This window comes from Pontivivens ytuae (assembly GCF_015679265.1).
Classification (GTDB): Bacteria; Pseudomonadota; Alphaproteobacteria; order Rhodobacterales; family Rhodobacteraceae; genus Pontivivens; species Pontivivens ytuae.
In genome coordinates this window covers 3,640,685-3,663,805 of sequence record NZ_CP064942.1, presented here as the reverse complement: position 1 = coordinate 3,663,805, position 23,121 = coordinate 3,640,685, and the positions used below count along the sequence as shown (strand labels likewise).

The 23,121-nt window shown below is 67.6% G+C and carries 21 protein-coding genes; 6 read left to right on the top strand and 15 right to left on the bottom strand.

All coding sequences use genetic code 11. The features are described 5' to 3' along the window. Nucleotides 1–42 precede the first annotated feature (42 nt). The 4 genes from I0K15_RS18180 to I0K15_RS18165 form a co-directional block, all read right to left on the bottom strand. Complete coding sequence (locus I0K15_RS18180) at nucleotides 43–3,120, bottom strand: efflux RND transporter permease subunit (protein WP_196102892.1); 3,078 nt, start codon at nucleotides 3,118–3,120, stop codon at nucleotides 43–45. After that, complete coding sequence (locus tag I0K15_RS18175; RefSeq protein WP_196102891.1) at nucleotides 3,117–4,298, bottom strand: efflux RND transporter periplasmic adaptor subunit; 1,182 nt, start codon at nucleotides 4,296–4,298, stop codon at nucleotides 3,117–3,119. Before I0K15_RS18175 ends, I0K15_RS18180 begins: the two co-directional genes overlap by 4 nt. 329 nt (nucleotides 4,299–4,627) lie before the next feature. Continuing rightward, the gene (locus I0K15_RS18170; protein WP_196102890.1) at nucleotides 4,628–5,968 is read right to left on the bottom strand and encodes an ATP-binding protein; all 1,341 of its coding nucleotides are present in this window, start codon (nucleotides 5,966–5,968) and stop codon (nucleotides 4,628–4,630) included. Further along, nucleotides 5,965–6,777, bottom strand: coding sequence for a response regulator (locus I0K15_RS18165; protein WP_196105523.1), 813 nt, complete (start codon nucleotides 6,775–6,777; stop codon nucleotides 5,965–5,967). Before I0K15_RS18165 ends, I0K15_RS18170 begins: the two co-directional genes overlap by 4 nt. Nucleotides 6,778–6,975: 198 nt before the next feature. On the opposite strand from I0K15_RS18165, the gene I0K15_RS18160 reads away from it, so the two are divergent. The 5 genes from I0K15_RS18160 (at nucleotide 6,976) to I0K15_RS18140 (ending at nucleotide 11,185) form a co-directional block, all read left to right on the top strand. After that, nucleotides 6,976–7,140, top strand: coding sequence for a hypothetical protein (locus tag I0K15_RS18160; RefSeq protein WP_196102889.1), 165 nt, complete (start codon nucleotides 6,976–6,978; stop codon nucleotides 7,138–7,140). Between the two features lie 229 nt (nucleotides 7,141–7,369). Further along, entirely contained in the window at nucleotides 7,370–8,383 is a 1,014-nt protein-coding gene (locus tag I0K15_RS18155) for a DUF3500 domain-containing protein (RefSeq protein WP_196102888.1), read from the top strand. A 12-nt stretch (nucleotides 8,384–8,395) separates the two neighbouring features. Further along, nucleotides 8,396–9,265, top strand: coding sequence for a hypothetical protein (locus I0K15_RS18150; protein ID WP_196102887.1), 870 nt, complete (start codon nucleotides 8,396–8,398; stop codon nucleotides 9,263–9,265). 118 nt (nucleotides 9,266–9,383) lie between these two features. Continuing rightward, nucleotides 9,384–10,004 carry a hypothetical protein gene (locus I0K15_RS18145; protein WP_196102886.1) on the top strand — a complete coding sequence of 207 codons (621 nt, stop codon included), beginning with the start codon at nucleotides 9,384–9,386 and terminating at the stop codon, nucleotides 10,002–10,004. Nucleotides 10,005–10,043: 39 nt separating this feature from the next. Further along, a protein-coding gene (locus I0K15_RS18140; protein WP_422393987.1) for an IS3 family transposase occupies nucleotides 10,044–11,185 on the top strand; the annotation gives its coding sequence in 2 pieces (ribosomal slippage) (nucleotides 10,044–10,304 and nucleotides 10,307–11,185; 1,140 coding nt in all). A gap of 1,020 nt (nucleotides 11,186–12,205) precedes the next feature. On the opposite strand, the gene I0K15_RS18135 is transcribed toward I0K15_RS18140, so the two are convergent. The 11 genes from I0K15_RS18135 to I0K15_RS18085 all read right to left on the bottom strand — a co-directional run bounded on the left by I0K15_RS18135 (nucleotide 12,206) and on the right by I0K15_RS18085 (nucleotide 21,502). Then, nucleotides 12,206–13,159, bottom strand: coding sequence for a cupin domain-containing protein (locus tag I0K15_RS18135; RefSeq protein WP_196102885.1), 954 nt, complete (start codon nucleotides 13,157–13,159; stop codon nucleotides 12,206–12,208). Beyond that, nucleotides 13,156–13,686, bottom strand: coding sequence for a DUF6653 family protein (locus I0K15_RS18130; RefSeq protein ID WP_196102884.1), 531 nt, complete (start codon nucleotides 13,684–13,686; stop codon nucleotides 13,156–13,158). Before I0K15_RS18130 ends, I0K15_RS18135 begins: the two co-directional genes overlap by 4 nt. A gap of 269 nt (nucleotides 13,687–13,955) precedes the next feature. Beyond that, complete coding sequence (locus tag I0K15_RS18125) at nucleotides 13,956–14,939, bottom strand: nuclear transport factor 2 family protein (protein ID WP_196102883.1); 984 nt, start codon at nucleotides 14,937–14,939, stop codon at nucleotides 13,956–13,958. Next, nucleotides 14,936–15,946 carry a LacI family DNA-binding transcriptional regulator gene (locus I0K15_RS18120; RefSeq protein WP_196102882.1) on the bottom strand — a complete coding sequence of 337 codons (1,011 nt, stop codon included), beginning with the start codon at nucleotides 15,944–15,946 and terminating at the stop codon, nucleotides 14,936–14,938. Before I0K15_RS18120 ends, I0K15_RS18125 begins: the two co-directional genes overlap by 4 nt. Nucleotides 15,947–16,295: 349 nt before the next feature. After that, nucleotides 16,296–17,060, bottom strand: a complete 765-nt coding sequence (locus I0K15_RS18115) for an SDR family NAD(P)-dependent oxidoreductase (protein ID WP_196105522.1) — start codon at nucleotides 17,058–17,060, stop codon at nucleotides 16,296–16,298. 40 nt (nucleotides 17,061–17,100) lie between these two features. Then, nucleotides 17,101–17,529, bottom strand: a complete 429-nt coding sequence (locus tag I0K15_RS18110) for a VOC family protein (RefSeq protein ID WP_196102881.1) — start codon at nucleotides 17,527–17,529, stop codon at nucleotides 17,101–17,103. Then, the gene (locus I0K15_RS18105; protein ID WP_196102880.1) at nucleotides 17,529–17,903 is read right to left on the bottom strand and encodes a VOC family protein; all 375 of its coding nucleotides are present in this window, start codon (nucleotides 17,901–17,903) and stop codon (nucleotides 17,529–17,531) included. Before I0K15_RS18105 ends, I0K15_RS18110 begins: the two co-directional genes overlap by 1 nt. Nucleotides 17,904–17,927: 24 nt before the next feature. After that, the gene (locus I0K15_RS18100) at nucleotides 17,928–18,953 is read right to left on the bottom strand and encodes an ester cyclase (protein WP_196102879.1); all 1,026 of its coding nucleotides are present in this window, start codon (nucleotides 18,951–18,953) and stop codon (nucleotides 17,928–17,930) included. 126 nt (nucleotides 18,954–19,079) lie between these two features. Beyond that, entirely contained in the window at nucleotides 19,080–20,390 is a 1,311-nt protein-coding gene (gene hisD / locus I0K15_RS18095) for a histidinol dehydrogenase (protein ID WP_196102878.1), read from the bottom strand. Nucleotides 20,391–20,496: 106 nt separating this feature from the next. Further along, nucleotides 20,497–21,021 carry an ester cyclase gene (locus I0K15_RS18090; RefSeq protein WP_196102877.1) on the bottom strand — a complete coding sequence of 175 codons (525 nt, stop codon included), beginning with the start codon at nucleotides 21,019–21,021 and terminating at the stop codon, nucleotides 20,497–20,499. A gap of 115 nt (nucleotides 21,022–21,136) precedes the next feature. After that, nucleotides 21,137–21,502 carry a VOC family protein gene (locus tag I0K15_RS18085; RefSeq protein WP_196102876.1) on the bottom strand — a complete coding sequence of 122 codons (366 nt, stop codon included), beginning with the start codon at nucleotides 21,500–21,502 and terminating at the stop codon, nucleotides 21,137–21,139. Nucleotides 21,503–21,671: 169 nt separating this feature from the next. Between I0K15_RS18085 and I0K15_RS18080 the strand changes: the two genes are divergently transcribed. After that, nucleotides 21,672–22,961, top strand: coding sequence for an MFS transporter (locus tag I0K15_RS18080; RefSeq protein ID WP_196102875.1), 1,290 nt, complete (start codon nucleotides 21,672–21,674; stop codon nucleotides 22,959–22,961). Nucleotides 22,962–23,121: the final 160 nt, after the last annotated feature.

The following is a 23,121-nucleotide window of genomic DNA, read 5'->3' as shown; positions in this document are numbered from 1 at the left end:
CGAGTTTCATCACCAAGCAAGATATGACGATACCGATGCCAGCTAGCCCGAGTGATGTCTGCTCTCTACCCAGTCAGTGCTACGGACCTCTGTCTTCCGGCCAGGGAACTGAACAAACAGCGCCGGAACAATGACGAGCGTCAGGAGGGTCGATGCAGCGACGCCCGCCAGCACCACCGTCCCGATCTCGATCCTCGCCTCCGACCCCGCACCGCTGGCCAGTACCATCGGCAGGGCGCCCGCTGCCGTCGACAGGCCGGTCATCAGGATCGGTCTGGCGCGCAGGCGCGCCGCCTCCACCGCCGCGTTGCGCGCCGAGCGGCCCTCGGCCTCGAGCTGTCGTGCGAACTCGACCACGAGGATGCCGTTCTTGGCCGCAAGGCCCACCAGCATCAGCAGGCCGATCTGGCTGTAGACGTTGAGCGATCCCGCCGTGAGGTGCAGGCCGAGGAGCCCGCCGCCCATCGCCAGCGGCACGCCGAGCAAGATCGACGCGGGGCGGATCAGCGAGCCGAACTGCACGACGAGCACGAGGTAGACCAGCCCCAGCGCGGCACCCAGAGTGACGTAAACCGCGGCCCCCGCCTCAACGAATTCCCGACTTTCTCCCTTGTAGGAGACGCGCGTCACCGTTTCGGGGGCCTCCTCGGCAATCGCCTGCTCGATGAAGGCCAGCGCCTCGGCAAGGGTGTAATCGCCGACGAGATCGGCCGTGATCGTCACCGTGCGCATTCGGTCCGTCCGGGGAAGCTGCGGCGCGGTCACGGTCTCTTCGAGATGCACCAGCGACGACAGGGGGACGACAGCGCCGGTCTCCGCGGCGCGCAGCGCCAGCCGGTCCAGATCCGCCGGCTGACGGCGCTCGTCTCCCGAAAGCTGGACGATCACGTCGAGCTCCTCGCCATTGAAGGGGAAGGTGGTGACCTCCCGCCCGCCCATCGCCGTCTCCAATGCCCGCCCGATATCGAGGACAGAGATGCCGAGTGCCGCCGCACGTTCGGTATCGATGAAGAGGTCGATCTGCGGCTTCGTCTCCTCGTAGTCCGTCCGGATCGAGGTCAGCCCCGGATTGTCCCGCGCCCGGCGCATCACCGCCTCCTGCGCTTGCGCGAGATCCGCGTAGGTGGCGCCGCCGAGAACCACCTGGACTGGAGCCCCCTCGCGGATGTTGAAGGGCCGCGGCCCGAACACCGCGAAGCGGACGCCCGGAATGCCAGACAGCGTCTCGCGCACCTCGGCGATCATGTCCTGGGCGGAGCGGGTCCGGACGTCCCACGGGTCGAGGACCATCGTGACCCAGCCGGAATTGTAGATCTCGCGCCCGTCGATGCGGGCCGGCGTGCGGACCAGCACACGAATGGCCTCGCCGCTTTCATGGTAGGGGAGCAGGCGGTCCTCCACGGCGCGCATCACCGACTGGGCGTAGGCGTAGCTCGCACCTTCCGGCGCCGTCATCGCGACGCTGAAGCGGCCCCGATCCTCGGGCGGGGCGAACTGTTCCGGCAGGCTCGTGCCCAATCGCCAGATGCCTGCGAAGGCGGCAAGGACGACGGCCACCGCAACGATCGGCCGCGCGGCGAGCGCGCCAACCACCCCGGCATAGAGCCTCGTGCTTCGGCCTCCCGGCCGTGGCGGCACCGCCGCGGGGCGCAGGAGCCGCGCGCTCAGCATCGGAGCAAGCGTGAGGGCGATCACCGACGAAAACATCACGGCCGCAGACACGGCCACTGCGAGTTCGGTAAAGACGCGCCCGAGATTGCCGTCCATAAAGGCGATGGGAACGAAGACGGCGATCAGCACGAGCGTGGTCGACGCGACGGCTCCGGCGACCTGCCGCGTGCCCTCGATGGCGGCCTTCATCGGCGGGACGCCATCGTCGAGGCGTCGCTGGATGTTCTCGATCACGACGATCGCGTCGTCGACGACAAGGCCGATGGCGAGCACCAGCGCCAGCAGCGTCACGAGGTTGAGCGAATACCCCATCGCCCAGAGAACCGTGAAGGTCGCCACGACAGACAATGGAACGGTAATCGCAGGCACGACCGTGGTGCGCCAGCTTCCCAGAAAGGCCCAGATCACGGCAATCACCATGATGGCGGCCATGGCGAGCGTCATGCCGACCTCCTGCAGGGCGGCGCCGATGAAGAAGGTGGAGTCGTAGCTGGTCGCGAGGGTCAGACCCGCCGGGAGCGCAGCGCGGATGAGCTCGACCTCGGCACGCACGTTCTCCGCAACTTCGACGGCATTGGCGCCGGACCGGCGCACGGTGCCGATCCCGACCATCGGCTCGCCGTTGCCGCGGAACTCCGCGCGCGTGTCCCGCGGACCTATCTCCACATCGGCGACATCCCCGAGACGTGTAGTCCCCCGGTCCGCGGCGTGGTGGATGATCATGTTCCGCATGTCATCGGTCGTGTCGAAGCCGCGTGCGATGCGCATGGCGAGATAGCGTTCGGCGCCGTCGATCCGCCCGGCCGGAACCTCCACGTTCTGGCGCCGGAGCGCATCCTCCACATCGGTCACCGTGAGCCCGCGACCCGCAAGCGCGTCGGGATCGAGCCAGATGCGCAGCGTACGATCCATGCCGCCACTGATGATCACGTTGCCCACGCCCGGCAGCGCGCTCAGCCGCTCCGCGATCACATCGCGCGCGTAGTCGGTCAGCTCCATCGGGGACAGGCGGTCGCTCGCAAGGTTGAACCACATGATCGGGCTCGCATCCGCATCGACCCTTGTGACGACCGGAGGATCGATTCCGGGCGGCAGATCGGCCATCGCGCGACCGACGCGATCGCGCACATCGCTGGCCGCCACATCCACGTCGCGGTCGAGATCGAATTCCAGCCGGATCGAGGAGCGGCCATCCTGACTGGTGGACTCCATGGTCCGGAGGCCCGTCAGACCACCGAGCCGCTCCTCGATCTCGCGGGTCACGCGTGTTTCGACGACGGCGGCGGCCGCGCCCCGGTAATCGGTCTGTACCGTGACGATGGGCGTCTCGGTGTCGGGATACTCGCGCACCGGAAGGGCGAGATAGGCGAGCACGCCGCTCGCAAACAGCAGGACGGAAAGGATGCCGGTGACGAGGGCGTTGCGGGCGAAGGCCTCGATGGAGATCATTCTGCATCCCCTTCCGCGAACGTCGCGGTCACGATGTCGGTCGTGCTGCGGTTCCGGCGCAGCGCCGCCGGAGGGAGTGCCGCGTCGGCAGAGGGTGTCTCCACGACGGGTGCGCCGGGCCGGACCCGCATCGCCCCGTCCACCACCACGCGGTCACCTGCGAAGAGATCTCCGGCGACCTCGACCAGACTCTCGTCGCGGCTGCGCACGGCGATCGGTATCCGCTCCGCGATGCCGTCGCGGATCCGAAAGACGTGCATTCCACCGTTGCCGGTTGTGACAGCACCCGCGGGCACAGCGAGCCCATCCCTGTGGCCAAGCTCGATGGTCAGGTTCAGCAGCATCCCGGGCACGAGCCGGCCCGCCGGGTTGGGAATCTCGGCGCGCAGGGGCGCGGTCCGGGATGCGGTATCCACTCTCGTTCCGACCAGCGTGATCTGCCCTTCGAAGACTTCATCGGGCCAGGCCGCCGCCGTCGCCGTGACACGCAGACCGGCGCGGGCCTGGGCGAGATGCCGCTCCGGCAGCGCGAACTCCGCCCGGACGACGGAGACGTCCTTGAGCTCCGCAAGAGGCATCCCAGGTGTCACGAAGGCGCCGATAGAGACCTCGCGCGCGCTCGCCACACCGTCGAAGGGGGCGCGGACCGTGTGATCCGCAAGCGTCGCGCGCAGCCGCTCCACCTCCGCATTCGCCACCGCCTCGGCGGTCCGCTGTTGGTCCCGGAGAGCTTCGGAGATCACGTTCCTGTCGAGCAGCGCAGCACCCCGCTCCTCGGCGACGGCCGCTTCCAGGGCACGGGCCTCGGCCGCGGCAAGCTCGGCGCGGGCCTGCCCGGCATCCACCTGGAAGAGGGTCGTGCCCGCAGCGACCTCCGCTCCTTCCTCGAACCCGATCTGGGTGATGATGCCGGCTACCAGCGGGGTCAGGACGACAGCCTCCCGCGGCACGACGGTCGCGACCGTGGAATAGATCTGCGTGAACCGATGCGCCTCGACCGCTCTAGTCACGACGGGGACGGATGGCACGCTCACCGAAGATGCGGCATTGGCGGAGGCGACGCCGGTGGGCACCAACCAGTTGCCAGCGGCGGAAAGGAAATCGCCGATCACGTCTTTCCGGGCATAAGCCAGAACCGTCGCGGCAATGACGAGGATGAGCGTGAGAGCACGGATCATGGGGGACCTCCGTCGGGTTTCGTCAGGCCAGCAGGGGGCATGGCCGGCCGGCGCGGCAGCGGTGCGTTGCAGCCGGATAAGCTGCTTCTCGTTTTCGGATTTTAGGTGCCTCGGGCGGCTTCGCCGTCTCAGAAGACCGCGATTATGCGACCGAACGTGTCGGCGACCGCATCTGACATCGTTCGACACCAGAACGGTCGTTTTCGATCGGGCAGCGGCCCGGCAACCGGCGGTTTGACGTCTCAGAACGACGGAATGGAGCCGAACCCCGTCTCGGCAAACCGGAAAGCTCTCTCAGTAACGGCGTCCAGAGTGCGCGCCGTATCAGCTCAGCGGGACGACCCGGACGGCAGCTCCAAGATCGCCGCAAGGCCCCCTTTCGGCCGGTTCCGAAGCAGGAGCGCGCCGCCATGCGCCTCGGCCGTCGCATTGGCCAACGCGAGGCCGAGGCCGCTGCCTCCGGTACGCCGCGCGCGGGATTTCTCGAGGCGGAGAAAGGGCTCGACGACATCGGACAGCCGCTCCTCCGGTATCCCGGGGCCGTCATCGGACACGATGATGCGGAGCCTGTCGGCGTCGGCCTCCAGCGCGAGATGCGCACCGTCGGCGTAGCGGTTCGCGTTCTCCACCAGATTGGTGACCGCGCGCCGCAGGCTGCCCCGCTGAACCGGCGCCGAAACATCGGCCATCGTTCCGAGCGCGACGCTCAGATCCGCGTCCTGAAGATCATCGGCCAAGGTCGTGAGGAACGCGCGCAGATCGGCCCTGCGCATCGGCTCTGCACCACCGCCGCGAGCGAGTTCGAGTGCCCGTTCGGTCAGGTCCTCGATCTCATCGAGATCGCGGAGCACGGGGGCACGCAGGTCGTCCTCCGCGATCAGATGGGCGCGCAGCCGCAGGCGGGTCATCGGGGTGCGCAGGTCGTGGCCGAGGGCGGAGAGCATGCGCGTGCGCTCTCCGACCAGGACGCTGATCCGCTCCAACATCGTGTTGAAGGCGGCGATGCTGCGGCCGACCTCACCCGGTCCGCCGACGGTGACCGGCGTCGGCTGGGCGCCCGCGAAGTTGTCGGCGGCCCGGCCCAAAGCCCGCATGGGCCGGATGACCCGGTGCGAGATGCCAACGGCCGCCGCAATGAGTGCGATGCTCGTGAAGAGGAGAGCCGACCAGCTCTGCTGCGCCCAGGGATCGGTCCAGCGGGGCATGGCCAGCGTAGCATTGAGCCAGCCGCCACCGGGCGCAGGCAGGGTGAGAACGGCGGCACGGCGACCGGCATCTGCCAGCGACACCCCGGCGGGACCGGATCGCCAGTCGAGCGGTCCGGCAGGCTCGTCTGCCCACGCCGCGAAGAATGCAGTCCGCTGCGCGGGCTCCAGTGAGGCGACCGCTTGCGGCGGCGCGTCTGACAGACTGCGCGGGCGTTCGGCCGAGGTCCAGACGTGGACGCCCTCCTGCGGCGGCAGATGCGCGCCGGGACCTGCAGCGGCGAGCAGGGACAACTCCCGCGCCAGCGTCTCCGTCGCGACGCCGCGCAGCATGGCCGCGCGCTCATCACAGAACGCCCAGATCGACGCCCACTGCGCCCCGACGAGACACAGAAGCATGAGCGATGCGGTCTGCGCGGTGAGACTGTCGCGCCAGTACAGTCGCATGTTCCTGAGGAAGGTCATGTCCACTCCACCTCAGCATCGAAACTGTAGCCGCCGCCGCGATGTGTCAGGATGAGGCGCGGATCGGCCGGATCGCGCTCGACCTTCCTGCGCAGGCGGGAGATCTGCGTGTCGATGGCGCGATCGAAGAGGTCGGACGACCGGCCCCGGGTGATGTCGAGGAGCTGATCGCGGCTGAGAATGACACCCGCATGCTCGACCAGCGCGCGGAGCAGGCGCGCCTCCGCCTCCGACAGGACGACGCTCCGGTCGCCATCGGACAGCTCGCGCCGTGTCAGATCGAATGTCCGCCCGTCGAACCGTACCCGACCCGAGGGCGCCTGCGCCATCGGCGGCAGCGCCTGCGCACGGCGCAGCACGGCTCGGATGCGGGCGACGAGCTCGCGCGGGTTGAACGGCTTCGCGACATAGTCGTCGGCGCCCATCTCGAGGCCGACGATCCGGTCCGTATCCTCCGACATCGCGGTGAGCAGGATGACCGGAAGGTCAGAGGTCGCGCGGATGTCGCGACAGAGGGACAGGCCATCCTCGCCGGGCATCATGATGTCGAGCACGACGAGATCGAAGCGCGCAGCGCCTGCCGCCTGCCGGAAGGCGGCGGCACCATCGGCCGTCGTCACCCGGTAGCCGAACCTCCGCAGATGCTGGGCAACGAGCTGCAGGATATCTGGGTCGTCATCCACGACCGCCACATGCAGCGCGGGTTCGGAGGCGGCCGGGCCGTCCGGGACAGGATGGCTCCGTGCCGCAGGCGCATTGGGCGGCCGGCCGTCGCGGACAGCCAGGAGCGGATCTGGGGAGGGCGCCATCGGTCTCATGCCCTTCCTTTTAGCGCATCGCGCGGGCCGGTCGGGGCGGAATTTGGTGACAGTCTGTGTCAGGGACGGCCGCTGTCACCGGGCGTCACAGAACGCGTCGCACGCGGCATCATCGTGGAGAGTCCCTGCTGCAGGTTCGAGGCGTGCCGCGACATGTCCGTCGCGACATTGCAACGAAGGAGACATCTCATGCAGATCCGGACCTTTGCCCTGACCCTCGCCGCACTCGGCTTCATCGCAGCTCCCGTCCTCGCCCAGGGCGGCGGCGGGTGCAACTGGGGCGCCTATGACCGGAGCGCGTCGGCCGAGCAGGACACCAACCCGGTCTTCCCGACCGACGACGCGCGCGGCTGATCTTCTAAGTGCGGGGGAGAGGAAGTCGCCCATGCCCGAGAGGCCATGATCGCTGTCTCGGGTGTTGAGGCACTTCCTCCGCCGATCGGCGAGAAGAGCGCAAAGGCGCCCTCGGTACTCGAAAACGGCCGAGGTCGGTCATGCGCGGGCCTCATCGAGCAGAAGCCGCACTGACGGGGCCGGACGGCCGGCCCCGTCTCCTCAAACCTGATCGGAAGGGAGACGACGAGTGCAACTGAAGAGACGCATGGTTCTGGCCGGCGCTGCCGCGGCCACCGCAGCACTCGCGCTGCCCACGACCGCACAGGCCGTATCATCGACATCGGTGGTTGCCCGGGCGCGTGAGTTCGTCGCGCTGCTCAGCCCTGCCCAGCGCGATGTCGCGTTGTTTGGCTTCGACGACCCGCTACGGGCCCGCTGGAACTACTTCGGAGCCCGCCCCAAGCCCGGCCTGCGGCTGGAACAGATGCGCTCCGACAAGCAGGAGGCCGCCCTCGGTCTGCTGTCCGAGTTGCTCGACCGCGACGGCATGGCGAAGTTCGACCGGGTGCGCGTCCTCCAGGACGTGCTGGCCGAGCGCGGCGCGGGGCCGTCGGATCGCAATGCGGGACGGTTCTCCTTCGCGCTGTTCGGATCACCGTCCGACACGGACCCCTGGGGCCTGCGGGTCGAGGGACATCACCTCTCGCTGTCCTTCACGATGCGCGGCAACGAGGTGGTCTCGGTCGCACCGTCCTCCTTTTCCTCCAACCCCAATGCCGTGCGCGGCGGCCGCCATGACGGTCTGGTGGCCCTGCGGATGGAACATGAGGGCGCAGCCCGCCTGCGGCGCGACCTGTCGGCCCGGAATGCCGAGCGCGCCACGATCGCTGCCCGGCCGTTCCGCAACATCCTCGCCACGGCCGGGCGCGAGGGACGGCTGTTCGACGCCGCGCCCGAAGGTGTCGCACTCGGGGACCTGCACCCCGCACAGCGCGATCTTGCCTTGCGCCTCGTCGAAACCTATGCCGTCGATCATCTCGTGGCACCGCTCGCCGCGCAGCAGGCCGCCCGCATCCGCGAGGGCGATCCGGAGACGATCCGCCTCGGCTGGGCCGGGGGCACCGAGGTCGGGCAACAGATGTACTACCGCCTGCACGGCCCGACCTTCGTGATCGAGCTGGCCACGAACCCGCCCGAGCCCGATCACCTGCACACGATCCGCCATGATCCCGAGCGGCATCTCGGCCGCCACGTCGTGTGAGAGGGAGCGATCATGAAACAACTGCTTGTGATTGCGGTCTCCGCAACCATCGCGGGCACCGCGACCGCCCAGACGGCCCCGCCCTGGGATGTCCAGATGCAGCTCGACCCCGCAACCGGGGAGAACCGGATCACCGCGCTGCTGGTTCAGAGAAACGGCACCGTCGAGACCTACGCACCGGACGAATGGATCCGCCCGGTGCTGGAGGGATACGTGCAGGCCGCCAGCCGTATCCTCGTGGCTTACGGCGAACCCGCGGGCCCCGAGATCGAGATCACGCGCGGTGTCACGCGGTTCGACGGCGTGAGCGGAGAGCCCATGGACCCGGATCGCCGCATGACGCTCGTCACCGATGATCTGGCGAACTCCATGCTGCTCAACATTGCCGATGATCGCGACGGCATGACGCTCCGCTTCGAGGGCGGCCTTCCGAATGGCCCCGGCCCCGATCTCGTCGTGCTGGAGGCGAGCCTGCCCACGGGCAGGATCTCGGGCGGATGCCCCGGTGTCCCGTCGCCGGGCGCCGATCCGATGACCATATCCCGTCCTGGCGGCGATCCCGTGACCCTTCCGGCGGAGGCGTTCTGGGACTTCGGCCCCGCCGGACCACAGTTGAACCATGGCATCGCAGACATGGCCGATCCGGACTTCCGCATGGAGGACATCGACCAGCTTCGGGAGCTCGAACTGCGCCCGCTCGCGGCGCTGCACTACTTCAAGGTCTACGGGACGGCGTTCGATCTGGACGAACTCGGCGTCGGCGCAGGCGAGCGCGTCGAGCGGCTGGTGCTGTCCTCCCTCGGAGAGATCATCGAGACCAGCGACGGTCCGCGCCTGTGCTGGACGGCCGATCCGATCCTCGTCGTCGGACTGCCGTCGTGATCGCGTCGGGTCGGCCGTGGGCTGCGGGTGCAGGCAAAGTGTGGGGTCCAGAGCAGGCCGGGATGGCTGGACGGGATCTCGGCCTGCCGGTGCGTCGGCGTCGCGGCGAGCGCCGGACATGATGCGCCTTCCTGTCTGCGCCTGCGCTGCAGCCGTTCTCGCCACCGCCACGCCCGCCCTTGCGCAAGACGCGCCGGATCTCATCCTGCACGACGCCCGGATCATCACGATGGACCTGGACCGGCCGCGTGCCGAGGCCATGGCGATCGCGGACGGTGCGATCATCGCCGTCGGGTCTGATGCAGAGATCCTCGCGCTCGCGGGAACGGAGACGGACCTGCTGGACCTCGACGGTGCGACTGCCCTCCCGGGCCTGATCGACAATCATACGCATGCCATCCGCGGCGCGGGCGGTGATCCGAACAGCTTCCGGGCCTTGGCGGCAACGCTGAACGCCAGCGGCGTCACCACGATTGTCGATGCGGGCGGCTTCAACTTCGATCGGGGCATGCGGTCCGCCGCGACCCGCCTCGACGACGCGGGCGACCTTGCCGTGCGGGTGCTGTTCCTCGAATGGCTCCCCGGAACCACGCCGGACGCGGCCCGCTCGAATGCGGAGCGCCTGCCGTCGCTTGACACGTCTCCCGACGGGTTCACCCAGATCATCGGCGTGGGCGAGACGCTCTATCGCCCGCTTCATGATCGCCCGGAGCGGCCCATCCGTGTCCTTCCCCCCTAGAACTGGGCCATTACATTGGCCGCGAGAGGGGGATTGGGCATGGCGAGGAAGCGACATTCAGACGAAGACATCTTGAAGCTGCTGCGTGAGATCGAGCTGAAGCTGACGGCGGGCGATGACGTGGCCACTGCATGCCGCGGCGTCGGGATCAGCGACGCGACATACTACAACTGGCGGAAACGGTTTGGCGGGATGGGCCGGTCGCAGCTGTCGGAGATGAAGAGTTTGGAGAAAGAGAACGCCCGACTGAAGAAGATCGTCGCCGAGCTCGAACTGGACAAGCTCATACTCAAGGAAAGCCTGAACCACCTAAAGCCCAGGGCCTGACCACAGAGGAGCTTCGTCAGGCCGTCCTTCACACACGCCAGAAGCTTGCCACGTCTGAGCGGCGGACCTGCCGGGTGATTGGCCTGGCGCGGAGCTCCCTGCAATATCAGCCAACACAGAGAGACGATGATGCGCTACGGTTGGCTCTGATCCGGTTGGCGAAGCAGTACGGGCGATATGGCTACCGCAAGATCACGGAGCTGCTTCACATGGAAGGCTGGCGGGTCAATCACAAGAAGGTCGAGCGGCTCTGGCGTGAGGAAGGATTGCAGCTTCCGCAGCGGCACAAAAAGCGCAAGCGGCTCTACCACAAGGGCAGCTCGATCATCCGGCTTCGGCCCACGCACCCGAACCATGTTTGGGCAATAGACTTCGTGCATGACAAGCTCAGCAATGGGCGCAGTTACAAGATGCTGACGGTTCTCGACGAGTTCACGCGGCAGGCCTTGGCTGTTGTGGTCCGCACCAAGATGGGTGCCGACGAAGTTCTCGAAGCACTCTATCCGCTCCTGCTGCGCCACGGTTCCCCGGAGTATATCCGGTCCGATAACGGACCCGAGTTCGCAGCAGAGGCGATGCAGGGCTGGCTTCGGCGTGTTGGGATCAAGCCCATCCGCATCTACCCAGGATCACCCTGGGAGAACGGATACAACGAGCGCTTCAATGGGACATTACGGCGAGAGGTTCTCAATGCGGAGTGGTTCACGACGACCAAGCAAGCTCAGATCGTCATCAATCACTGGCTCAGGCAGTACAATCACACCCGACCGCATCAGGCACTCAACATGCGCCCACCCGTTCCTGAAACAATATTAGAGAAACCCCTGATCAGTGGCCCAGACACAGGGGGCTAGACAGTTGCCTAGCGCGGTCGGTGCAGCAATAACGGCCAATACCAAAGGATGACGAAGCCGCGCCCGGCAAAACGCTATATGTTCAGGGGTTTCGGGTCGTGTAGCGATTACCCGTACGCGTATTCGCGGTAGCGTGTCAAAGCTTTCAGCGGCTTGTGTCATTGCACAAAACTAGGGCACAACGGCCTCTTGCCCAAAATACGATGTAGAAGCAGCCATACCCAGTGTTGTCCGCTATGTCCAACAAAGTTGCTTTATTGGACACCTTTGCACCCCAATTCTATTGAATTCAGCAGAGCGCAAGAGAGACGGGCTGAACTCTGCAAGGAGGCCTTGGCTGCTGATTGATCCGCACAATTGCTAAGCATCCCGAGATGTATACTCGAAAGCTGAAAAAGTGAGTTGCCTCATGCCTCTGTATGTAGAGCAGATAGGCAACCAAGCCTCCAATGCGTTGATTAACTTATTATAGCTTCAAGACTGGAAGAAAGACATCCATATGCGATAGCACGACCGAAACATGAAGACGAGTTGCGCACTCCACAGACTAAGTTTCTGAAATTTCTTGAAAATCATTTTCATTGTCGTCGAGGTGACGAAGAGCCCCGCGTTCTGTTTGATGTTAACATTCGTCTTCGCCCTGCCCGGGTGAGTGCTCTTACGGGCGTATGTTTCAACGGCATCGACGGCGCAACTCCCAACTTGTTTGAACCGCAACTGAAGGTGCGCGGAATCCGGCCCCGGGAAACTGAGGGGTGGGCAGACCGTCGCGCGCAAAACAACGAGGATTGTAAACAGCACAAGCACTGCGTCCGTGGATCACGCATTCGACTATGCTGTTGAGCAAAGTAGAAAGCTCACCGTCGCTCGTCTCTTAGCTCGACTCTCTCTGTACCTGAGGGCGACTGCCAGGGGCGCCTTCTGCTTCCAGACAGTCGCTGGCCCCCTGGCATCCAACCCATCTGCGAGAAGCTATGAGACGCGGCAGCGTAGTAAGAAGCATCTCGGGGTGATGCGGCACTAACCTCGCCACGTCGGCCCGGCCGGATCGGCGGTCGAGCGCACGCGGTAGAGGCTCGCCTCGCCGGTCATCGCGGGGAAGAGCGTGCGTTCCACGCCCGGCGGGATCAGCGCCGTGTCACCGGGGGCGAGGACCTGGGCGTGACCCTCCCACATCAGCCGCCAGTGGCCGCGCATCGCCATCAGCACCTCGTGGGCCTCGCTGACATAAGGATCGGACGGGATCGAGCCGCGGGTGAGGAAATCGACCTCGAAGCCCGGCTTGTCGCGCAGCACCGCATCCGCGCCGATCACCCGCGCGGGCTTGCGGTCGGCGAGCGCCATCAGGTCCCAGTAGCGCGCCACGTAGTGCGGCACGACCTCCGCCGTCGTGGGCTCCGGGAAGCCCGCCAGTTCCTCCTCCGACAACAGCGGCATGGGGCCGACGCCCTCGGGCAGCGCCTCGCCCCGCTTGGTGTCGTAGAGCCGCCCGGTCTCGGCGAGGATCAGGCCGTGGGCCTCCGCCTCCTCGATCACCTGAGGGGCCCAGATCACGCCGCCGCCCGCGTCGTCCCCGCCGAGGATCGCCATGATCATCCCGTAGTCGGTGCCGATATTCTCGAACCCGCGGAAGATGCCGGTGGGGATGTTGAAGATGTCGCCCTCCTCCAGCACCACCTCGCCGGCCGTCCCGTGCCGCCCCCAGAAGAAGCGCCAGCGGCCCTTGAGCACGAAGAAGACCTCCGCCGTGCGGTGCGAATGCAGCGAGTTGCGGCATTTCGGCGGCTGGCCCGCGGCGCCGATATTGAAGCCCGGCGTCTCCTGAATGTGGACGTGCTGGTCCGCGGCCTCGCTCACGCCACCGCCGATAATGGTGAAGTTCTCCTTCTGGTCGGAGCCCGGCGTATGCGCGTCGATGAAGGCGGTGCGGCAGGGGATCAGCTCCCCGTAACGGACGATCTGCGGTGCGCTCATGCGCGGTCTCCCTTGTCGAGAATGGGTTTGGGCAGCGGCGTGCCGGGGGTGGAGCCGCTAAGGTCGGCGTGCAGCCACACCATGCGGTCGATGAACCACATCTTGCCGCCGAGGCTGAGCGCGAAGCCCGCGAGCGTCCAGCCCGCGTCGAGCACCCAGAGGCCATAAGCGAGCGGGACGATCCCGAGTGCGGAGATCAGGGTGGAGATGTTGGCGGCGGTCCGGTGGTGCCGGGGGATGTCCCGGTTCGCGCGGTCGAGCCAGATGCGCTCCCCCAGCGTGCCGCGGCTCATCCATTCGTCATAGTCCCGCGGCGGCGCGAAGGCGCGGGGATTGAGGAACATCCAGAGGATGCAGAGGCCGAGCGGCACCAGCGCCCACCAGCCGAGCCAGGTACGGCTCCAGATCGCAAGGACGATGAGCGGGGCGTTGGCCGCGCGCGTCCAGCCGCTCCACGGATTGGCATGGCGCGCCCAAGCCGCGTCGTCCATGCCCATGAGGCGCTCGGCCCCCTTGAAGATGTCCATCCTCTCCTCCGGCGGCCGTGTCGGCCGCTTGGGTTCTGCTTCGAGCGGTCCCGGCGCGGGGCCGGGACGGCTGTTCCTCTTGCCACCGCCCCGGACCTGATCCGGGGCCTTTCGCCGGTGCGCGAACCGGTCGGCCGGCTTCCAGCGCCTCGATCCGGGCGGTCCCGGCGCTGCGGCCGGGACGGTTGTTCCTCTTGCCACCGCCCCGGACCTGATCCAGGGCCGCCTGCTTCCGGGCGGCCCCCGGTCGAGCCCGGGACGGATCCTGCTCAACCGGTGCTGAGCAGGATCTGCTTCCACACCGCCGTCTCATCGTAGAGCGTGTATTCCCGCCGCAGGCCCCACGGACCGAACTCCGCATGCGAGGCGCCCAGCACGTAGACCTGCGCCCCCGTCGGCGGGCCGAACACGCCCCAGCCATCGTGGGTGCCCCAGAGGCTCCAGCGCACCGCCGCGCGCGGAGCCATCAGGGGGTCGTCGCGCCCGATCACGTGCTCGACCTTGAACTCGGCAGAAGGGAAGCTCGCGCGCAGGCCCATCCAGAACCGGTCCGCATCACCATGGGAGTGCCCCGTCACCCCGCCCGGGTACTCGAGCTGGCAGGCCCGGTCGTATTCCCGCGGGATCGCCGCGAGATCCGCCGCCATGATCCGGCCCAGGATGTCCGCGTATTTCGCGCCCCACTCATTTTCATTGCCCCGGCCGCAATACGGCCCCTCGACATCGTTAGCGGGCGTGAGCGGCTTCACGCAGGTCTCCGGCCCGCCCTCGCGCGCGATCAGGTCGGCGGCGTAGGCCTTCGGCTCCCACCCGAGCTGGCGCACGATGGCGCCCTGGTCGCGGATCAGCCACTCGTCGTCGATGGTCTGCCCCACCGCGTGGCAGTCAGCGATGATGCGGTAGGTGAGCCGCTTGCCCGTGGCGTTCCCATAGACCCCGTCGCCACTATGGGTCGCGGTCGAAAGCAGCCGGTGCGAGCTCAGATGCCCGCCCGACCGGTCGCACTCGCCGGGGCCGTCGGCACTCCAGATCACGTCCTCGCCGAAGAGCGTGCGGTCGGGAAACTCCGCCAGCGTCGCCATCGTCGCAGCCACCACGCCCTTGTTCCCGCGCACCACCGAGCCGGGCGAGCGGACGGGGATATCGGCCGAGTAATACTCGTCGAGGGTCGCGATGCCGCGATCCTCCCAGATCTCCTTGGTGATGCCGATGATGTAGTCGGGGAAGTCCTTCCACCGGTTGGAGTAGGTCATTCGGGTCTCTCCGGTCGGAGGGTGGAACCGCGTTCGATGAGCTCCCCCTCGATCTCGATGCGGCGGGGGGCGGGGTCGCGCCCCTCGATACGGGCCAGAAGGGCGGTGACGGTCGCCTCCACCATGCGGTTCACCGGCTGGCGCACGGTGGTCAGGTCATAGGCGGGCCAGGCGGCGAGCGCCGTGTCGTCGTAGCCGACCACGGCAACGTCCTGCGGCACGCGCAGCCCCAGCTCGAAGCGCAGCACGTCGATCACGGCGAAGGCCATGTGGTCGTTGCCGACGAAGAGCGCGTCGGGCTTCTCGGCAGTGTCGAAGAGCCGCCGCGTCGCCTCCGCCGCGCCCTCCCGCGTGTAGAGCCCGTCGATCTGGCCGGTGCAGGGCAACCCCGCCTCCGCCAGCCCGGCGAGGAAGCCTGCCGTGCGCTCCTGCCCCGTGGACGAGCCCTGCCAGCCCGCCACATGCGCGATGCGCCGGTGCCCGCAGGCCACGAGGAACTCCGCCACTCGCCGGCCCCCCGCGACATTGGCCGAGGTCACGGTCGAATGTACGCCGCCCGCCTGCCCCCGGTTGAAGAGCACGACCGGGATCCCCGCGCCTTCACAGCGCCGCGCGAGGTCGTGGCTCATCGCGACCGAGGCCATGACGAGCCCGTCGAGCTGATAGCTCAGCATCTCGCCGATCATGCCGTCGATATCGGCCCCGTCATTGGGCGCGATGAAGAGGAGGACGTGGTAACCCTCCTCCTGAAGGCTGCGCGACAGCCGCTCGATCGCGTCGGGATAGAACTGGTTGTCGAGATAGGCGACGACGAGCCCGATGATCCGACTGCGCCCGGTAATCATGGCGCGGGCAAGCACGTTGGGCCGGTAGCCGAGCTCGTCGGCGGCCTTGCGGACCTTCTCCGCCATAGCGGGCGAGACGGAGGCACCGGGGGTGAAGACGCGGGACACCGCGGACTGGCTCACCCCCGCCCGCCGCGCGACATCGGTGGCGGTCACGGGCATGGGCGGCTCCCAGTCGGGCGGTTGGGGTGTCGGGACGGCTGGATTGCGTGCCACCACCCCGGACCTGATCCGGGGTCTTTCGATGCGGGGTTCCCAGATTGGCTGCTACGCCGGAACCAAACGGTAGCATTGAAGGGCGAAAGGTCCCGGCTCTGCGGCCGGGACGGTGGGACGGGTTGCAACGGCCCCGGACTTGATCCGGGGCCGTTGGGTGCGGGGTTCCCAGGTCGGCGGCTACGACGGAACGAACCGCTAGGACTGAGTGGCGAAAGGTCCCGGCGCTGCGGCCGGGACGGTGGCAAGGGGCGCAACGCAGCGCCCCCGAACCCATGTTGCTCCCAACCCCACCTCATCCCGCGGTCCACCCACCATCGACCAGCAGGCTCGTTCCCGTGACCATCCCCGCCGCGTCGGAGGCGAGGAAGACGGTGGCGCCCATGATGTCCTCGACCTCGGCGATGCGGGGCAGCTTGATCTTCTCCTCGATCCACTTGCGACGCACAGGATCCGCGAAGGTGGGGGCCGTGAGCGGCGTGCGGATGAAGGTGGGGCATATCGTGTTCACCCGGATATCGTGCGGCCCCCACTCGATGGCCATGGACTTCGTCATGCCCTCTACCGCGTGCTTGGTCGCCGCATAGACCGCGCGGTCGATCCCGCCGACATGCGCCATCTGGGAGCTGATCTGGATGATGGAGCCCGGACGGCCCGCCGCGACCAGCCGCCGGGCCACCGCCTGTGCAACGAAATAGGCGGCGCGGATGTTGAGCCCGGTCACCGCGTCGAAATCCTCCGCCGTCGTCTCGGTCGCGGGGGTATGCCGGGCGAGACCGGCGGAGTTCACCAGGATCTCGAAGGGCGGGCCTTCGGAGCAGAGCACCCCGGTCGCCTCGATATCCGTGATATCGAGGGTCCGCGCCGTCGCGGACAGGCCCGTCGCGCGAAGGGCCTCGACCGCCTCCGTCAAGGGTGCTTCGCGACGGGCGGCCAGCGTCACGTCGGCCCCGGCTTCGGCGAGGGCAACGGCGCAGCCCAGCCCGATGCCCGAGGAGGCGCCCGTGACCAGCGCGCGACGGCCGTCGAGGCGGAAGGAGGGGGTAGTGAGCAGCATCAGCGTGCGCCTCCGGCGGGCGTATTTTCGGGAAAGATGAAGGTCATGGATATCCGGTCCAGCGAAAGGCGCCCTCGGGCGAGAGCGGCGCGTGCGGGTTCCACGCAACCTCCCACACATGGCCGTCGGGATCGGCGAAATGGCCGTGGTGTCCGCCCCAGAAGACGTCCTGCGCCTCCTTGATGACGCGCGCCCCGGCGGCCCGGGCGCGGTCGAGCAGCAGGGCGACGTCCGCCTTGTCCCGCACGTTGTGGCTCAGCACGATGGCGGAACCGGCGAGCTGATCGGCGCTCACCCCCAGTTCCTCGGCCAGTGCGGCCTTCGGATAGAGGCCGAGCGTCTGCCCGATCAGATCGAAGGCAATGACGCCGTCCGGGCTGTCGACCTCGCGCCAGCCGAGCGCGCGGTAGAAGGTGCGGGACGCCTCCATGTCCGCGACGGCGAGGGTGATGAGGGAGACGCGCTGCTCCATCAGTTGGCCTCCGTATCGGGCGCATAGGTGCCGAAGGACCATTCGTGGCCCTCGGGGTCCTTCGCACGGTAGCGGCGGGTGCCGAAGGGCGTGTCCTCGGGGCCGTAGACGATCTCCGCCCCCGCCTTCACCGCCCGGGCGTGGTGGGCGTCCACATCCTCGACCACGAGGTAGATGCCGGGGCTCACACTCGGCGCGATCTCGGCGGTGCCGAGCATGATGAGCCCGTCGCGCCAGGCCATCTCGCCATGCTGGAGCACGCCCGCATCCTCGTAGGCCGTGACGGTGGTCAGGCCGAACGCCTCGGTCAGGAAGGCCATCGCCGCCTTCGCGTCGCGGTAAGAGAGGTAGGGAACGATGTGGGGCCGGGCCATGGGATCCTCCGTTGCGTCCCGGGACTATAGCGCATGGCCGGTGTCGGGGTCGAAACCGGGGCGGGCCTTGTTGAACTCCCGCATCCGGGCGAGCGCGTCGATGCCCACCTGATCGAGGACGTCGAGCAGATCGACGAGCACCCAGTTCTCGCGGATCAGGCCGCGCTCCAGCCGCCAGAAGTCGAGGGAGCGCATGGTGACGCGCTGGCCCGCAGGTGCGATGCCGAGCCAGCCGGGATCGGTGATCGTCTGGATCATGTTGGGCCAACCGGTGACGGCGGCGTAGTCGCCCTCGCCGAAGAAGTGGTAGGTGATGTCCTCCACATACTGCCCCCGGTCCGGCATCGCGGCGAGGAAGGGGATCTGGTGCCAGTTCCGGAACCCCGCGATGCCGCGGCCGGTGCCGATGCCCGCGGGGCCGTACCAGGTCATGCGGGGGTGCCAGAACCGCTCCATCTCCATCACCTCTGGGCCACCTTGTGAGGGGTGGCGCTTCATGTGGTCGAGCATGGTCTTGATGGTGTCGCGGGTCTCGATCCCGTTCGCGCCATGGGGGCCGAGGCCGTCGCAGGTGGCGGGGCCTGGAACGTGCCAGTCGCGGCCGAGGGAGGGGGCGAGCGGCCAGGCCTTCGCCTGCATCATCAGCTCTGGGATGTCCCAGAGCGCCTGCATCTCCACGATCCGGCCGCCCTCGATGCGGAAGAAGTCGTGGCAGCGCATGTGCGCGAGGTGGCCGGTCGGCGGGATGTCGAGCCACGGGGCGGCGAAGGTGCCGATGAGCGTGGCGCCGGAGCCGACCCAGAGATGGCCGTGATCGTCCTGACCTGCCATACGGATCCACTCGCGGCGCTCGAGGTCGGGCATGGCCCGGCGCAGGGCGGCATAGATCTCGGCAAGGCCGGTGGGCGTCAGGTCACCGAGCGGGTGGCAGAGGTGGACCGTGGCGTCGGGGACGAAGGCGGTGTCGATGGCCTTCGCAATGGCGGCGTCATCGCCGTCATAGAGGGCGGCGGCGAGCGGGGTGAGGAGGGATCTGGCTTCACCCAGCATGGTGCGGCGTCTTCAGATGCTGGCCTCGCGCCCGGCCCGAGGGGGGGTGCGGAACGCGCCCGCCCTGGGGGGCGGGTCGGGCGCGTCCACGATGCAGGGCATCGTGGAAGGAAGGAAGCGAAGGAGTCACTCCGCCGCCCCACCATAGGGCACGTTCTGCCCGCCATAGCGGCGCACGCGCACGTTGGCCTGCTCGGCATGGCCGACGAAGCCCTCCAGCAGGCACAGTCGCGAACAATACGCGCCGATCTCCGCCGCCGCTTCGTCCGTTGTCACGCGCTGATAGGAGTGCGTCTTCAGGAACTTCCCGACCCAGAGGCCACCGGTATAGCGCCCCGCCCTCTTCGTCGGCAGGGTGTGGTTGGTGCCGATCACCTTGTCCCCGTTGGCCACGTTCGTGCGCGGCCCGAGGAACAGCGCCCCGTAGGAGTGCATGTGCTCCAGGAACCAGTCGTCGCGATCGGTCATCACCTGCACGTGCTCGGAGGCGATGTCGTTCGCGACCGCCAGCATCTCGTCGTAGCTGTCGCAGAGGATGACCTCGCCGTAATCCTCCCAACTCTTCCCGGCGGTGTCGGCGGTGGGCAGGATGTGGAGGAGGCGGTCGATCTCGCTCAGCGTATCCCGCGCCAGCCTCTCGGAGTTCGTTACCAGCACGGCCGGAGAGTTGTAGCCGTGCTCCGCCTGACCCAGAAGATCCGTCGCGCACATCTCGCCATCGACCGTGTCGTCCGCGATCACCATGGTCTCCGTCGGACCGGCGAAGAGGTCGATTCCGACGCGACCATAGAGCTGCCGCTTCGCCTCCGCGACGAAGGCATTGCCGGGGCCGACCAGCATGTGCACGGGCTCGATCGTCTCGGTGCCGAGCGCCATCGCCCCCACCGCCTGGATCCCGCCGAGCACGTAGATCTCGTGCGCGCCGCCGAGCTTCATGGCCGCGATCACCGCCGGGTTGGGCTCGCCCTTGAAGGGCGGCGTGGACGCGATGATCCGCGGCACGCCCGCCACGCTCGCCGTGGCCACGCTCATATGGGCGGAAGCGACCATGGGGAACTTGCCGCCGGGCACATAGCAGCCGACGGACTGGACGGGGATGTTCTTGTGGCCGAGGATCACGCCCGGCAGCGTCTCCACCTCGATATCGAGCATCGAGTCCCGCTGGGCCTGCGCGAAGTTCCTAACCTGCTGCTGCGCGAACTTGATATCGGCCATGTCGCGGTCGGAGACCTTGTTCATCAGCGCCTCCACCTCGCCATCGGTCAGGCGGAAGGCGGCCGGCGCGTAGCCGTCGAACTTCTCGCTGAGCTCGCGCACGGCGGCGTCACCCCGCGCCTCGATATCGGCGAGCGTCGCCTCGACGGTGGAGCGGACCTTGGCATCGTCCTCCGCACGATCGGCTTCGGAGCGGGCGGTCTTGAGGTGACGGATGGTCATGCGTTTCCTCCTGCGGCCCCTCCGGGCGTCTCTTGGGACCGCCCCGGACGGGATCCGGGGCCTGTCGAAACGGGTCGGCCCCGGACCGCGTCCGGGACGGTCGTGCCTAGGGCTGCGGCGGCACCTTCTCGCCGCGGTCGAACGCCTCCCAGCCCTCGCCGTTGAACACGTCGATGCCGAGTTGGGCGAGGACGTGCGGGAAATCCACCATCACCCAGTTGTCGACGATCTTGCCGTCCACGACTTTCCAGAAATCCATGTAGCGGATCTCGACCCGCTTGCCGGTGGGCTTCACCCCCATGAAGGGGCCGGAATGCAGCGCCTCCTGCCGGCCGAAGGCCGCAGCCCATTCACCCATGTAGAGCCGCGCCTCGTCCACGCAGACCTTGTCGGAGAAGGCGGCCTGAAACGGTTTCTGCCAGTTCTCCTGGAACTCCCGCAGACCCGTCTTGGTGCCACAGCCCTGGTTGCCGTACCAGCCGAAGCCTTCGGAGAAGAACTCGCCGATATCCGCGATCCGGTGATCGTTGAGCCCGTCCACCATCCCCTCGATGACGGCTCGCGTCTCCGCAGTCTTCGAGAGGTCGGTGTCCCGGGTGAGCGCGGCCTGCTCGGGTCGGCTGCCTTTCATGCGAAGCTCCTTTGCATACGTATTCAAACGTATGGCCGGGGCCTGCGCACGTCAACGCCGCCATTCGCCGCTTTAGGGAGCGCCCGGACACCGGGCGCCCCGATCATGGCACGGGTCAGGCGTAGCTGACCACCTCGATCTCCATCCCGTTCTCGTCGTGGAAGTAGAAGCGGCGGCCGGGCTCGTAGTCGCCGTGGCTCGTCGGCGTGTAGCCCGCGGCCTTCACCCGTTCTTCGGTCGCGTCGAGATCGTCGACCACGACGCCGAGGTGGTTGAGCCGACCGTTGCCCGGCTCCGCCGTCTCGTCAGGACCGGGGGTGAAGACGGCGAGGTAGCTCGCGTCGCTGCCCACGTGGATCGAGTGGCCGCCGTCGCGCGCGCCGCCCTCCCACCGGATCCGCCAGCCGAAGACGTCGCAGAGCATCTGCGCGGTCGCGCGGTTGTCCACGACGGTGACGTTGGCGTGTTCGAGTTCGGTCATCTCTCATCTCCCTGTTCGGATCGCGACTCGGATCCTGCGCCCTCAAGTCCACTTGAGGGCAAGCCCCGATCCGAGGAGGTCGCGGACGAACCGCCCATGTCGTTTCCGGCTTGGAATCGCCCGCACAGCCCTGATACGTCGCGGCCAAACGACGTCGGAGTGCCCCCTGATGCTTGCCGTGCTCGCCAGTTCCTGGGCCCTGTTCCTGGGCCTCCTGCTCCTCATGATCGGCAACGGTCTGCAGGGCACCCTGCTCGGTGTCCGGGGAGAGATCGAGGGCTTCGACGCGCTCACCATGTCCTTCGTGATGTCGGCCTACTTCCTGGGCTTTCTCGGTGGATCGCGCGCGGCCCCGCTGCTGATCCAGCGGGTGGGGCATGTGCGGGTCTTCGCAGCCCTCGCTTCGCTGATCTCGGCGGCGTTCATCCTCTATGCCGCCTTCCCGCATCCGATCGCCTGGGCGGCGATGCGGCTCCTCGTCGGGTTCTGCTTCTCGGGCGTCTACGTGGTCTGCGAGAGCTGGCTCAACGACAGCTCCACGACCGAGACGCGGGGCAAGACGCTGTCGCTCTACATGATCGTGCAGATGCTGGGCGTGGTGAGCGCGCAGTTCATGCTGAACCTCGCCAACCCCGCGGACTACGCGCTCTTCGTCCTGATCTCGGTGCTCGTCTCGATCAGCTTCGCGCCGATCCTGTTGTCGGCGACCCCGGCCCCGATGTTCCAGACGACGAAGCCGATGACGCTGCAGCGGCTGGTGGAGACATCGCCGCTGGGCTCGGTCGGCATGTTTTTCATGGGCCTGATCTTCGCGGGCATGTTCGGCATGGCCGCGGTCTACGGTGCGGAGCGGGGGCTGAGCGTCAGCGACATCTCCCTTTTCGTCGCGACGATCTACACCGGCGGGCTGCTGCTGCAGTATCCGATCGGCTGGCTGAGCGACCGGATGGACCGGCGGCGGCTGATCGCGATCCTCACCGCCATCGGAGCGGTGACGATGGTGATGGGCTTCTTCGCGTCGGAGGCGTTTACCGCGCTGCTGGTCGCCGCGTTCCTTCTGGGCGGGCTGTCGAACCCGCTCTACTCGCTGCTGATCGCCTATACCGCGGACTATCTCGATTACGAGGACATGGCCGCGGCCTCCGGCGGGCTGATGTTCATCAACGGCTGCGGCGCGATCCTGGGGCCGTTCATCGTCGGTGCGATGATGACGACGCTGGGGGCGGACAGCTACTTCCTGTTCATGGCAGCGAACTTCGCGCTGGTCTCGGGCTACGCGCTCTGGCGGATGACGCGCCGCGCGCCGACCCCGGTGGAGGACACGGCGAGCTTCGCCTACGTCGCCCCCCAGGCCTCGCCGGTGGCCGTCGAGGTCGCGACGGAATACGCGATCGAGCAGGCGGAGGGGGAGGAGTTGGAGGAGGACCCTGACCAGCCGGAAACGGCGGGTCCAGTTTAGGCTACTGGCGACGTCATCCTCGGGCTCGACCCGAGGATCTCCGATGCGGGAGATGGCCGGGCCAAGCCCAACCATGACACCCTTCTCCACCGTCCCGGCCGAAGCGCCGGGACCGCTCGGATCGAGGCGCCCAGTAGTGAAAGGCCCCGGATCGAGTCCG